Annotated in this window: 9 protein-coding genes and 1 pseudogene; 4 read left to right on the top strand and 6 right to left on the bottom strand. The window is 43.3% G+C overall.

Annotated features, from left to right (window positions below):
* Window positions 1–18: 18 nt before the first annotated feature.
* Window positions 19–1,281 (top strand): sulfite oxidase, encoded by a 1,263-nt coding sequence (locus KFF44_RS12635; RefSeq protein WP_255934703.1) that lies wholly within the window; start codon window positions 19–21, stop codon window positions 1,279–1,281.
* Window positions 1,281–1,793 (top strand): hypothetical protein, encoded by a 513-nt coding sequence (locus tag KFF44_RS12630; RefSeq protein WP_255934702.1) that lies wholly within the window; start codon window positions 1,281–1,283, stop codon window positions 1,791–1,793. Before KFF44_RS12635 ends, KFF44_RS12630 begins: the two co-directional genes overlap by 1 nt.
* 6 nt (window positions 1,794–1,799) lie before the next feature.
* On the opposite strand, the gene KFF44_RS12625 is transcribed toward KFF44_RS12630, so the two are convergent.
* The 5 genes from KFF44_RS12625 to KFF44_RS12605 all read right to left on the bottom strand — a co-directional run bounded on the left by KFF44_RS12625 (window position 1,800) and on the right by KFF44_RS12605 (window position 9,027).
* Window positions 1,800–2,912 (bottom strand): ATP-grasp domain-containing protein, encoded by a 1,113-nt coding sequence (locus KFF44_RS12625; RefSeq protein WP_255934701.1) that lies wholly within the window; start codon window positions 2,910–2,912, stop codon window positions 1,800–1,802.
* A gap of 59 nt (window positions 2,913–2,971) precedes the next feature.
* On the bottom strand, window positions 2,972–3,976 hold the full coding sequence (gene pta, locus KFF44_RS12620; RefSeq protein ID WP_255934700.1) for a phosphate acetyltransferase: 1,005 nt from the start codon (window positions 3,974–3,976) through the stop codon (window positions 2,972–2,974).
* 10 nt (window positions 3,977–3,986) lie between these two features.
* A complete protein-coding gene (xsc, locus tag KFF44_RS12615; RefSeq protein WP_255934699.1) occupies window positions 3,987–5,771 on the bottom strand; it encodes a sulfoacetaldehyde acetyltransferase in 1,785 nt (594 codons plus the stop codon).
* Window positions 5,772–5,793: 22 nt separating this feature from the next.
* Entirely contained in the window at window positions 5,794–7,173 is a 1,380-nt protein-coding gene (locus KFF44_RS12610) for an aspartate aminotransferase family protein (RefSeq protein WP_255934698.1), read from the bottom strand.
* A gap of 543 nt (window positions 7,174–7,716) precedes the next feature.
* A complete protein-coding gene (locus tag KFF44_RS12605) occupies window positions 7,717–9,027 on the bottom strand; it encodes a TetR/AcrR family transcriptional regulator (RefSeq protein WP_255934697.1) in 1,311 nt (436 codons plus the stop codon).
* A 251-nt stretch (window positions 9,028–9,278) separates the two neighbouring features.
* On the opposite strand from KFF44_RS12605, the gene KFF44_RS12600 reads away from it, so the two are divergent.
* Both KFF44_RS12600 and KFF44_RS12595 read left to right on the top strand, forming a co-directional pair.
* Window positions 9,279–12,044 (top strand): TonB-dependent siderophore receptor, encoded by a 2,766-nt coding sequence (locus tag KFF44_RS12600; protein WP_255934696.1) that lies wholly within the window; start codon window positions 9,279–9,281, stop codon window positions 12,042–12,044.
* Window positions 12,045–12,189: 145 nt separating this feature from the next.
* Window positions 12,190–13,689, top strand: coding sequence for a DASS family sodium-coupled anion symporter (locus KFF44_RS12595; protein ID WP_255934695.1), 1,500 nt, complete (start codon window positions 12,190–12,192; stop codon window positions 13,687–13,689).
* Between the two features lie 655 nt (window positions 13,690–14,344).
* Here KFF44_RS12595 and KFF44_RS16230 read toward each other — a convergent pair.
* Window positions 14,345–14,449 (bottom strand): annotated as a pseudogene (locus KFF44_RS16230) (IS6 family transposase); the annotation flags it as partial.
* Between the last annotated feature and the right edge of the window lie 245 nt (window positions 14,450–14,694).

Raw genomic sequence — 14,694 nt, 5'->3', positions numbered from 1 at the left:
CTTATGAGTTGAAGAAGCATGAAAGAAAATCGCAAAAATGGAAAGCAAACCGACACCACTGTTTCCAACATTTCTCGACGCAAAGCATTAGGATTGCTTGGGGGAGCAACTGTTGCAAACACATTAGGGTTACCTATACCGTTTATAGACAATCTTAATAAGCATATAATACAAGATGTTAATGCAGAAGAGAGTTCTGGCAAAGATGGCCTCACGCTACTGAATGATCGCCCTCTCAATATGGAAACACCACCGCATCTGTTAGATGACAAGGTAACACCAGCTGAGAGGTTTTTTATCCGAAACAACGGTATCCCACCATTTCTGGATAGCGATATAATTCAAAATTGGCGTTTAGTCATAGATGGTGAAGTGAAAACACCGCTTAACCTATCCATACAAGATCTTAAAACACAGTTTACCCCTCATACATTTCAGCTTCAATTAGAGTGTGGGGGCAATGGGCGCAAATTCTACAACCCAAGTGCTCGTGGAAATCAGTGGTCTTTTGGCGCTATTGGATGTCCAGAATGGACAGGTGTTCGTTTACATGACGTCCTGAAGGCTGCAGGTGTAAAACCCTCTGCGGTATATACGGCACATTATGGCGCTGACGAACATTTGTCCGGTGACCCCGCCCGACTGCCCATATCCAGAGGCGTGCCAATTGAAAAAGCAATGGATGAGCATAATCTGATAGCCTGGGCCATGAACGGCGATCCTATACCCTTCATGAATGGTGCACCACTAAGGCTTGTCGTCCCTGGTTGGCCGGGCTCATGTTCTCAAAAATGGCTTACTAAAATAACCATCCGAGATCAGGTACATGACGGCCCTAAGATGACAGGAAGTTCATATCGAGTACCTGCTTATCCGGTACCACCAGGCGCTAAAGTGCCTGATGAAGATATGAAGATCATAGAGTCAATGCCCGTTAAGTCTCTGATCACATATCCTGAAACGGGTGCCCGAGTAGCACCTAAAGTTGCTTTTGAAGTCAGAGGGCATGCTTGGGCTGGCGACCTCGATGTAATTGCAGTCGATATATCGCTTGATTTCGGAGCAACATGGCAATCAGCAATATTAGAAAAACCTGTAAACAAATACGCATGGCAACATTGGTATGCAGAACTGTCTTTACCTCAATCAGGTTATTATGAAGTATGGGCGCGAGCAACTGATAGTGAAGGCAAAACGCAGCCCGCAACTACACCTGGCTGGAATCCAAAAGGGTATTTAAATAACATGCAACACCGTATTGCGGTTTTTGGAGTAGCATAATGAAAATCCGGGTTGTTGCCTTTATCATAATTGCTCTTTTAGTATTCGCTGCATATGTTGAATATATAGACCAAACCTCTTCGAGCGTCAGTTTATCCAACATATCTTCCAAGTCAGTTCCCATTGAAACGTCGGAACTATCTCCCCAGCAGCGAAATCGTATACGCGAGAATGCGGAAACATGGCCGAAGACACCACAATATGAAAACCAATTCAACGCACTGACCCCATCCATAAAGGTTTCTGCATTAACAGCAACTCTGTTTAACCCAAATGATGAATACTGGGGGCTTCCTAGAGAAGAAGATGCTTCTCATGAATTAATAGATATATACTGTTCTGGCTGCCATAGCCTTAGCATCGTTATGCAACAAAGATCTACCTACGATGGGTGGCAGGATTTATTGACCTGGATGGAAAAAAAACAGGGTATGCCACCTTTGCCGGAAGAAGATAAGAAGCGTGTAATTGCGTATCTGGCCAAGCATTTTCCAAGGTATGAAGAGCAATAAAAAACACTAATGATTGAATGGGTACCGTTCGGTCAGTCTTTTCTCACGCATCCAAGCCTTGAATAAGCTGATCGGACTATCGGGTTTAAACCCTCTCGACCGGTTAAAGGAACCAATCTGATAGAGCGATTTATATTGTTGCATAAGTGCGCTATAAGCTTCAAATAGCTTTGTTCGGGAATCCCAAATATGGGTCGGTTCACCGCCCGCACCGTTAACTTCAATAATTTGAAATCCCTTACCGTCTTTTAATGCATCAAAGTCACTAAACCTGATATCAAATCTACCGATGTAAAACTCGCCCATTTGCTTAGCAAGCTTATCGAAGGTTTTGACCATCTCAGGCGTTATGTGATCATTACCATTTCTAAAAATAGTCCCTCGGCTGTGGCTGCCTGCAAAAGCTAATCTAATTGTTCTACCTTCTTCAACCACCTCATCTAAATAATCTTCATGCCTTTCAAAATAAACATGGGCAATTTGACTTGCTCGGCTATCAGCCATAATCAATTCTCTTAGTGTTTTAGAGCCATCGCCGATAACCTTTGGGAAATATTTTAGCGTCAAACTGGTAATACTACCTACTTCATCTCCAGGGTGTCTTATATAGAAAACACCAGCTTCCCCTTCTTCATTCACCAGCGCTTGCAATAATATATCAGCGCCGCCTGGAAAGGCCTTTATATAATTTTCCAACTCCTCATCTGATTTCACAACGCGAACACCTGCACCGCGCATTCCAATGTCTGGCTTAACTACAAAAGGATACTCAAGCTTATTCGCGTTCTTCTGCTGTAGTGCTTTAGACATAGTTTCCTGATTATTAGTGTCATCATTAGACTTACGAACTTGCGCATAAGTAGGAAGGTAGTCTGATGCCTCTTTATCAAACGCATTTAATACTTCAAATTTACTCTCGCCAACCAATCCTGAAAAAGGAAGTGCAGGATTAGTGCACGTAGGTAAAGTTACGCCTAAATGGCGTAAACTTAAATACAGGCTATAAAACGCTATTGGTGCATAGAAAATCTTTGGCGGGGCAAATTCGAACCAAGATGTTGTTCCAGCACTCTCGTCCAGTGCTGGCATTCCAGCATTTAACTCTTCGATATAAGGCATAATAACTCTTTTGGTATAATTCAGATAGGACAGCCAGAAACGGTATGTATACGACAATCCTAATTTCTACTCTGTGCTTGTACACACGTAACTGCTACCGCATTGAAAATATCGTCAACATTGCACCCTCTAGACAGATCATTAAACGGCTGTTGCAGGCCTTGTAAAATTGGCCCGATTGCCTTTGCACCACCAATACGCTCCGCGATTTTATAGCCAATATTGCCTGCCTCTAGGTTAGGAAAAACGAAGATATTTACAGTATCTGATGAAGAATGATTGGGTATTTTTCTAGCGGCCACTTCTGGCGCAAAAGCCGCATCAAATTGTAATTCATCCGGAAGGATTTTTCCTGGCGCGACCTTCTTCGCAAGCTCAATTGCTTTTTTTATCTCATGTACCTTTGCATGAGAAGCACTGCCACAAGTAGAAAAAGATAAAAAGCCAGTTACTGGATTTTCATCGAATAAGGCCAGATAACTGTTGGACCCCGAATACGCTATTTGCGCTAACGCCTCTGCATCGGGATCAATAACCAAACCACAATCAGAGAACATTACCGTCTCATGGCGGGAATGGTGCGGCTGATCCATCACCATCAGAAAAAAACTTGATACAAAGGTATATTCAGGACTGCATCCAATAATCTGCAATATCGTTTTTACGGTCTGTGATGTTGTATAGACAGCTCCGGCGACGCCTCCATCAACCATTCCCAGGTGAACCATCAATGCGGCACAAATCAGCGGATCACGTATAGCGGCAATGGCCCCTTCCATAGTAACGCCTTTGTGCTTGCGAAGTTTGAAATATGCTGCGCTCAATTTCTCAGCATTGCCCGAACAATGCCTTGATGAATCTACGATCTCAATCTCGCCTTTAAATCCTTTTATCCTAAGCAATCTATATATTTCATCTACATCACCGATCAGGACTGGCTCGCATAGGCTTTCATATTTTGCGCGAATTACTGCGTCTAATATGCGTTCATCCTTAGCTTCCGGAAATACAATTTTTTTCCGGGAAGCCATCGCTTTTTCGATCACAGAAGAAAACTGAGCCATTTTAAACTGATTAACCGATATCAAGTTGTAAACGGATATCCTCAGAATCAATCCCCGCGACCTGCACAGGTTTTTTCATTGCATCTCGTCTGAACGGTTCCCCGAGTTCCTGATTAAGAATGCATTCAATGAAGGTTGTTACGCCATCTTCCATTTGTGCGCGGATAGCTTCCTCAAGAGCGGAGGAAAGCTTTTCTTGCGTTACAACCTGAACCCCTTTCATACCACAAGCTTCTGCAATTTTCGCATAATGCACATCAAGGTCTAATTCGGTACCAACAAAGTTATCATCAAACCAAAGCGTCGTATTTCGCTTCTCCGCGCCCCATTGGTAGTTCCGGAAAATTACCATCGTAATAGCTGGCCAGTCATCACGGCCACAAGCTGTCATTTCATTCATGGAAATCCCAAAAGCCCCATCTCCTGCAAACCCGACAACGGGAACAGACGGTTGTGCGATTTTGGCTCCAAGAATTGCTGGAAAACCATAACCACAAGGACCAAATAAACCAGGAGCTAAGTACTTACGTCCGGTTTCAAATGTTGGATAGGCGTTTCCAATAGCGCAGTTATTACCGATATCTGATGAAATAATCGCTTCACGCGGTAAGGAACGTTGAATGGCTCTCCAAGCCTGTCTCGGGCTCATACGGTCAGGTTGTCGATCTCTGCTTCTTTCATTCCATGTTGTACCAGGGTCATCATCTTCATGGTCCATCGATGATAAGGTCTGTAGCCAAGATGATTTGGTTCTATGAATATGCGCCTCACGCTCTGCACGTTCTTCAGCGGTTGTTTCTGTCTCGATCAAATCTGTCAAGGTTTCAGCAACTTTTTTGGCATCACCTTGAATACCTACAGTCACTGGCTTTGTCAGACCAATACGGTCTGCATTAATGTCAACCTGAATAAGTTTTGCATCGGTAGGCCAATAATCAATTCCGTATCCCGGCAATGTAGAGAATGGATTAAGACGTGTACCTAGTGCCAGAACTACGTCTGCTTCTGAAATCAACTCCATCGCAGCCTTCGAACCATTATATCCCAATGGTCCAACTGACAGAGGATGGCTCCCCGGGAAGGCATCATTGTGTTGGTAGTTACAGCAGACAGGTGCGCCTAGTTTCTCTGCTAATTTAACTGATTCCGCAATCGCATCACCCAAGACAACGCCAGCGCCATTCAAAATGACAGGCTTCTTTGCTTCAGAGAGCAGTTTAGCAGCGTCATTAAGTGCACTTTCACCACCTGCTGGACGTTCAAAGCGAACAATTTGGGGTAATTTACAGTCAATAACCTGCGTCCAGAAATCTCTTGGTATATTTATCTGAGCAGGGGCACAGCCACGCCATGCTTTCATAATAACACGGTTTAGAACTTCAGCGATACGACTTGGGTCACGCACTTCTTCCTGATAGCAAACCATATCTTCAAAGAGCTTCATCTGCTCGATTTCCTGAAAACCACCTTGGCCAATCGTCTTATTCGCGGCCTGAGGAGTTACAAGCAGAAGCGGTGTATGGTTCCAATAAGCAGTTTTTACAGGTGTAACAAAATTCGTGATGCCAGGGCCGTTTTGCGCAACCATCATCGACATTTTACCACTTGCACGGCTAAAACCATCTGCCATCATCCCGGCATTGCATTCATGCGCACAATCCCAAAAGGTTATCCCCGCCTTAGGGAAAAGGTCAGAAATTGGCATCATAGCTGATCCAATAATCCCAAAGGCATGCTCAATACCATGCATCTGCAAAACTTTTACAAAGGCTTCTTCTGTTGTCATTTTTGTCATAATATTTCCCCGTCACTAATATTTAAGCCGCAAGCAAGCCAAATGCCTGATCAAGCCTTGAAACAATTTCATCAATGTCAGATTTTGCCGCTATTAATGCTGGCGTTAAACAGATCGTATTGTTCAATTTATTAAAACTACGATTGGTTCGGCCAATCATCAGATCATGAGCCATACAAAGGCCTTGAAAACGAACGATCTCAGCCTCATCCAGTGGCTCTCGAGTATTTCGATCTTTTACCAATTCAAGCCCTAAAAGCAGACCAAGACCTCGAACATCGCCAATAACTTCGTGTTTTTCAGCAAGCTCGAAAAGCTTATCCTTAAAATAAGCGCCGATAACGCGCGCATTATCAACAAGCTTTTCTTCTTGAATAATTCGAATATTTTCAAGGGCCGCGGCATGGCCGCCAGCACATCCGCCAAATGTACTTATATCTCGGAAATAACCTAGGGGATCCTGATTATCTGATTTAAACCCGTTGAAAATATCCTCAGTCGTAACAGTGCACGAGATAGCTGCATATCCGCTGGCCACCCCCTTTGCCATTGTCACGATATCTGGCTTAACACCAAAGTGCTCATAGCCAAACCATTTACCAGTACGCCCAAATGCACAAACCACCTCGTCCATATGCAACAAAACATCATATTGACGGCATATTTCCTGAATGCGTTCAAAATATCCCTTGGGGGGCACGATTACACCACCACCAGCAGTGATTGGCTCCAAAATTACTGACCCAACAGTATCGGGACCTTCTTGAAGAATGACACGTTCCAGATCATTTGCACTGAATTCTGCAAATTCTTCCTCGCCACCCACAAATGACGTACGATAACGATCGCAGTTCGCAAATTCTACAAAACCATCGACAAAAGGCCCATAGTCGGCACGGCGTTGCTCCTGACCAGTGGAACTCAAGGCTGCTATTGTTGTTCCATGATAATCCCTGTGACGATAGATAACTTTGTGCTTACGCCCATCCCCCTTCAAATGAGCAAGTTGGCGAACCATTTTATATGCTTTCTCGTTCGCCTCTGAACCAGAATTCGAATAATAAACACGCCCCATGCCTGGCATTTTATCTAAAAGCTTCTCAGCAAATAGGGCACCTGGAACGGTACCACCAGTACCTGCGAAAAAGCACATTTTAGTAAGCTGTTCACCAACAACTCGCCCCATACTTTCACGGCCATATCCAATATTGACTGACCAAACGCCGCCTGAGGTCGCATCAAGAAATTCACGCCCTTTAGCGTCCGTAATGATTAGACCTTTGCCTTCTACAGCAACCAAAGGGTCAACCATTTCAAATGCCTGATGCTGCGTCAAATGATGCCATACAGCGTTGCGATCAATTTCAACAACATCGGGCTCAATTGCATTCATGATTGTCATTGCAAAGCCTCCCAGATTAGCCAACGGAAGTCGTTAAAGACTCTAAATATTCCAGAAGTTTTATAAGAGTGTTGCGCAAAAGGCCTTAGGTCCAGTTTTTACAAACATTTGCACCCAAGAAAATTACTGGCTAGCAGAACTGTTTGCCAAGTTTACTCATTGCAGCGATGTGTAATTTTGGCCGGTCAATTACAATAGCTTGAGGCTAAGCTTAGTGTTTCAGTATTTCCAAAAGGAATCTTATAGCTACAGTCATGATGCATTTTTAATAGAATAAGCCTCCAATACTTCACCTTAGTACTAAACAGTCTTCCACAAATATTGTGTTGGGCTCTAAGTTAATCTTAACGAGGCCCTGTCTAAGTACTATTTTTCTGGTGGAGATTGCGGTAAACACAAAGATCTTTGACGTCCGCGTTTGCTTGCGATCAGTTTCGTAAAATGATTATAGAAAATAATGTTAGCTAAATGATGCTGCGAGTCCAATTCATTATTTTATTTCGATCGACGTTTGGCTTATTCCAGCCGTGCCAAACGTATGAATTATCCGGAACGACTGTTCGCAAAGCCTGTAATTAACGGGTCAAAATAGCTGGCGGATGCTGAAACAGGTTCACTGTGCGGATGCCAGGAATTGCCTAATTGTGTTGCTGCGAAGCGCCTGCCGCTTGCAGCAAAAATTGTCCCAAAGATAATATGTTCAGCTGCTTCCATATTGATTGTCCGAATTGAATTGTCGAGCATACCTTGCGCAAGGAGTTCCACATACTGGGCTTTCAATCGATTAATTCGCGCCTTCACGACAGTGTATGAAGCTTTATCCAGCATATTGATTAAATTCTGCCGAATAAGAGGGTCATGCTCGGTGATATGGTTTTCAAACAGCAATCTGATTGCGCTTTCAAGCTTCGGCAGCGTTTGTTGGCCTCCCAATTCCTGCGCCTGATCGAACGCCTTTTCAATAAGGTCGCAGCTCCTATTGAAGCATTCAATCAGGAATGTCTCTTTATCTGCAATCTGATAATATAGTGCCCCCCTTGTTACTCCAAGTTCGGCAGCAATATCATCCAGGGACAAGTTGCGATATCCACTACGATTGAGATAACGGATTCCTGTTCTTAAGAACGCATCACGCTTCATATTATTACGAGCGTTCCGATCAAAAATATCCTGAAAGTCGATCGTTGGGTTTCGCGAAATGGGCATCACATTTGGTCGTTCGCTGAGATTTGACAATCCAAAAGTCATCAAATCACAAAACTCATCAATTGATTGATCATATAAGCGCGGCGGGATGGTTTCCAGCCAGCTAGGGATATATTGCAAAACGTTGAAAGCAAAGAAGGTGGCGGCATCGACTGATTGAACTGAAATTGAATTATCAGAAATACCTTCTTCCAAAAAGGCACGGAAATTTTCGATCTGCTGTTGATATCGGGTCAGTATTACCGGTTGATCTTCTTCAGCAAGACCTGACAGATCGCTCATTAATGCCAGGGGGTTATGAGTGCCGTTGTTAATGGCAGTCTGTACTTCAAGAAATGATCTGAAAAATTTAATTACTTTTGCAAGGCCATTTGACTCAGTAGAAGCATCTGCCAATTGAGTGTCCATGAAATTACAAGTCGCAGCATAAGCATTTTCCAACAGACGTTCTTTATTCTTAAAATGGTAGCTGATGCTGGTTTTACTTAAGCCAAACGCTTCGCCAATATCTTCAAGCCGGGTGTCGTAATAGCCTTGATGATTAAATTGTCGGATTGCTTCACACAGAATTAGCTCACGCTTTGAGCCTGTTTTCTTTCGAACAGCAGTAATGTTTGCAGCAGGTGTCAAAGCGTATCCAATATCCATGTTTGTAGCTTTAGATATAACATCAGTAGGTTATCCAAGGCCTGCGAAAGTTTCAACTACTGATAATATATACGGTATTTTTAAAAACTGAACAACTTGTATTTTTTTATTGACATGAATAAAATTTTGCATAGCCTTATATTCAGCTTATGTGGCTGAGGAGGTTTTTCTGCCACCGGCAATTATCATTAATCATCAATCAAACTATAAAATTGAGACATGATTAGGTGGAAAATCGGGGAGAAAGATTTATGAGTTATATCGAAAAAACTAAACGATTTGATTGTAAAAAGTCATATTGGCATGGGTTTTCATCGTTAAAAACAATCATGTTGACCGCAGTACTATCATCAACAAGCCAAACAGTGTTTGCGCAGGATGCTGACGATGAGGAAACTATTGATACTATAGTTGTCACCGGCTCAAACATCCGCTCAAGAAATAAAGATTTCCGCACAGCCTCGCCAGTGCAGACAGTTGGTGACAAGCAAATCGCGGATACAGGCGCTGTGCGTATTCAAGATATCTTTAAGGGTATTACTGCTAACTCTGGGTCACAAACTTCGAATGTTCAGAATAACCTCCAAGGGTTATCTCAATTCTCTTTACGAGGTCTGGGCGTTGGTTCAACTTTGACATTAATAAACGGGCGACGTGCAGGGTTAGCTGCTATCTCTGACTCTTCAGGCCAACTGTTTACAGACTCAAACCAATATCCCATTAATTTCATCGAACGTATTGAAGTTCTAACTGATGGTGCATCATCCACTTATGGTTCTGAAGCTGTGGCCGGAATTGTTAACATCATAACACGGGACCGATTTGAAGGATTTGAACTAACGGCAGAAGGTCGTACGTCCGTTCATGAATCATTTCAAGTTGGTTTAGCATATGGCCAAGAAATTGATAACGGCCACTTCTCAATCTTCGCGCAATATTACACACAAGGCGGTAATGTTCGCTCAGATTTTGATTTCATTGCGGAAGGGAATACGGCAGACGCAGGGACTGCAGGGCTATTTGACTCTATCACAGGGGCACCGGGGAGATTTAATCTTGCTGTGCCTGATCCAACATCGCCAGGAGGCTTTGCTCGCAGTGGTACGAGTATAGGTGATCCGGATTGTCAAGCTGCTGGTGGTATTCCAAATACGGAGTCTGATGGCACAAATTGCCGTTTATTATTCCTGGACCAGCGCAGAATTATTGCTGAAGAAGATCGTATCCAGATTTTTTCTCAGTTAAAATATGACTTCACGGATCGCTTACATTTTTTCAGCGAAGCTAGTTTCTCACGTAATAACATCCGTGATGGCGTCGGAAGTTTGTTGACGCGTCAAACAACTACTGCAGGTGGATTCCTGATCCCTGCAGGTCATCCGTTCAACTTTTTCGTTCCTGACGGCAATGGCGGTATCTCATTTGCAGGTCCAGGCGCTTTTGCATCAGACCCAACGCTTCAGGCGGCACCATTAATTTTCCGCGGCCGTGTGTTAGGTGCAGATGCAGACGGTCCAAACCTTTCAGATGTTGATACGACTTTTACAAATATTCGTCTTGTTGGTGGGTTCGACTATGATATTGGTGAAAGTTGGACCTTAAATGCCAGTTATGTTTGGGCAAATTCAGATTTCAATCGCATTCAACCAAATGAATTTGATATTCTGGCTTTTCAAGCTGCTCTGTTAGATGGGTCATTTAATCCATTTGGTACTCGGGTTACTGATCCAACCTTCGTCTCTCCAAGGGACGGCGTCTCGGTAGCCGGAAATAGTGAGGCAGTACTCAATCAAATCGCGCTGTTCAGGAATGACAATGCACAAGTAACACAACAAGTTGCTGAAGTTATTCTTTCTGGTGAAACTCCTATTACATTGCCAGGTGGTCCGGTTGCTGTCGCTGTAGGGGGACAGTATCGGAGCATCAATCTAGAAGATATACCGGATGGCCGTTTTCAAAACGGTAATAACCGCTTGCTGGAAACGATTCCTGCAGTATTTGGCTCTCAGGATGTCTATGCATTTTTTGGTGAAGCGGTTTTCCCTGTAACTGACAGAATAGAAATACAAGGAGCTGTAAGGTTTGAGGACTTTGGAGACGAAGGTGGTAGTACTGTAGATCCGAAAGTTGCCGTAAAATTTGACCTAACAGATGAAATCTCATTCCGAGGGTCATTTGGTACTTCATTCCAAGCACCTTCAATTCGCCAGATTTCAGGCGTCACTTCACAGGCGACGATTAATGATCCGGCTGATCCCGGCGGAGGGGCGTTTATCATTACGGTCGTCACACAAGGCGGACCAGACCTAACCCCGCAAACCGCGGAGAACTTTAACTTTGGGCTTGTATATCGCGCAGATTGGGGGCTTGATCTATCGGTTGATTATTTTACTTATGATTATCAAAATCTTATACTAGCAGATGCGGACCCACAATTTATCTTTGACCAAGTCTTTGCGGGTAATTTGCCTCCAGAGCTTGCTACTCGCGATGCTGCGGGGCAGCCAGCTGTTGCAACGGCCTTCTTCGATAATTTTGGCGACGCAACGGCATCTGGGTTCGATATAGTAGGACGCTATCGATTTGAAATTGGAGAGATAGCAGCGACAATTGACGCGTCGAGTACGATTATCACCGAATTTGACTCATCAATCTTCGGAAATATTCGTGGTAGCAGAAACTTCACAAATGGATTTGGTTCGACACCGGATTTTAAACTAAATGCAGGCCTAACACTTGATTATGATATTCATACTTTCAATATCACAGCGCGCCATATTGGAAATTATCTAGACGACCAGACCAACACTACCATTGACGGTCAGACAACAATTGATTTGCGATACGCTGTCAATCTGGACCCCGTGATTGGTGGAGAAGGAACCACACTGGGAGTAGGTGTAACCAATCTCTTTGACTTAGATCCTCCATCCCTTAATGCTCGGCCTCTTTTTGATACGGAAGTAGCAGACCCTCGTGGACGTCAGGTCTTTATAAACATCCGACAACGTTTCTAACGAAAGTAATGAGTAAGACGAGCACAATATCAAGCTCGTCTTACTATATTAAGCTTCCAATAGCCCATAAATGAGCCACTCCATCTCGATCGACATCGAAACTTCCATCCAATTTTTTCTTGTGTTTTCATATAGGTGAGCCAAAATGACTGACGTAAATATTATAGACCATAAGACATCTATAAATGAGGGCGATACTATTTCTGACGATACTTCAAAGAAGGTTGGACTAATTGCGGGCCCATTGCTTGCTTTATTGATATACTTATTTTTCAGACCCGTTGGCCTACCTGAAGAAGCAACTTATGTCGCTGCAATTGCGACACTTATGGCTGTCTGGTGGGCAACTGAGGCAACCCACGTAGCAGTTACCTCATTTCTTCCAATGATATTATTCCCTATATTTGGTGTAGGGCAAATGACCGTGGTTGCAAGCTCTTACGCCAATCCTATCGTATATTTGTTTATGGGTGGATTTGTGATGGCGATTGCCATCGAAAAATCAGGCTTGCACCAACGCGCAGCGTTAGGTGTATTTCGTATTGTGGGAGTTAATGCCAAATCGATCATCGGTGGCTTCATGGTAGCTGCAGCACTTATCAGCATGTGGGCATCAAATACCTCGACCGCACTTATGATGCTCCCAATTGCGATGTCTGTTGTCTATGTGATCAAGGAGTCAATGCCTGAACTTAAAAGTGAAGATGTCAATAATTTTGAAACATCTATATTTCTTGGCCTTGCTTATGGAGCCACAATGGGTGGAATTGCGACGCTGGTAGGCACACCCCCTAATGCGTTTATGGCGGGCTTTATGCAATCGACATATAGTATTGAAGTAGACTTTGCAAAATGGATGATCATTGGCGTACCTCTTGCCGCTGTTATGCTACCCATCATATGGTTTGTACTGGTGAAACTTCTGTACCCTGTTCGTTTTATGGCTTCTGAAAGGACTCTAGGGCATCTGAAAGCAAAGCATCAATCACTTGGTAAGCTTAGTGTCAATGAGCAACGGACATTAATTTTATTTATTACATTGGTACTTGGATGGCTTTCCCGGAAACCTATCGTTGCTTTAACCGGAATTGCCGAGCTTACAGATGCCGCTGTAGCGATGACAGCAGCTATTGCAGCATTTTTAATTCCGAGCAGCAAGCGCGGTGAGGCTTTGGTAGTGTGGGAAGATACAAAACGCCTTCCTTGGGGGGTTCTCATTCTTTTTGGCGGGGGGTTAGCACTCGCTGGTGCAATGACTGCATCCGGCCTTACCAGTTGGATTGGGCAACAGTTGGCTCCATTAGGTGCCTTGCATATTGCAGTACTTGTGGTCGTTTCCTGTACACTTGTCATTTTCCTTACAGAACTCACCTCAAATACGGCAACAGCAGCAACATTCCTGCCAGTGATGGCTTCGCTTGCTATTGAAACCGGAAATAATCCATTGGTTTTTGTTGTTCCGGTAACACTCGCCGCGAGCTTCGCGTTCATGCTACCTGTTGCGACACCACCTAATGCTATTGTCTTCAGTTCCGGTCGTGTTTCTATACCGCGAATGATGCGTGCAGGCTTCGTTTTAAATCTGATTGGCATTATCGTATTAACACTGGTGGCAACCATTTTCGTACCAATTGTATTTGGCTAGAAGGGTGCTGTCAGTTTAATGCTAACTAGTCTCAAATGTCACTTTTCTGGTGAGATTTTATGCCGTAATTTCCGCAAGCTGACGCCATGTCGAAAGAGCTGCGGATCAGTATTTTTTGAAAATGTCTCGGTTACTTAGGTGTCGTTCTCCATTAAAGTGATTATATAGTGAGGCATGCATCGAGGCGAATTTATGTAAGCTTCGCATTCGCCTGAACCGGAGCTTGGCTCGTTCTTGTCGTCGGAAGGAAAGGTGTGAATTTTGACGTAAACGTTTGCGTCGCAAACACATCTGTTGTTGAGGTGTCAGTGCAATAGATTTTTGCCATCTTAGTGTAAGATGGGAAATCCAACTAAGGTCGCAAAATAAAATGTATAGAAAATAAGTGGTTAGCCAGATAGTGGCGGAGACGAAGGGATTAAAGTCTTCTCCGTTACTAAAATTCTAAGTCATTTTATTAATTGAATATTCCCATCCATGGTTCATTCAAGTATCGATTTATAGAGTATAATATAGTGTAAATTTAGTGCAAAGAGAAAGCGTGCAATTAATTGCATCGAATTAAAGATAATGCTACTGAGGATAATTCTGAATAGGTTGATTTCTCTACAATGTTCTATAACCCGTCCGGGTATATTTTAACATTACAAAACTAGTCTTCGAACTCTTGCAAAGAAAGCGGGAAACGAATGTTCATCAATACTGCGAGATGGATCACTTTTCGAGATGTTTTAAAATAACGAAATGGATTTTTATGCATCTGATGAAGATAGGGTAGTGGATACACTTGATCAACATCTATTTGCTTTACCAATCCCCCCCCATCACTGTATCCCACAATCAATTATAAACCAGATTTTTGTAAATCAAGACTCGTCTACACGTGACAATACCTAGTGAAATGCCCATGGACTTGCGGACACTTATTCACAGATTTTGAAATAGCGCATTTTGTTGGTTCACAAACGTGATTGTGGACGACATTCAAGCCGGTTACCCAGTAAA

The organism is Kordiimonas sp. SCSIO 12610, from assembly GCF_024398015.1.
Classification (GTDB): domain Bacteria; phylum Pseudomonadota; class Alphaproteobacteria; order Sphingomonadales; family Kordiimonadaceae; genus CANLMI01.
This window is presented reverse-complemented; position numbering and strand designations above follow the sequence as displayed.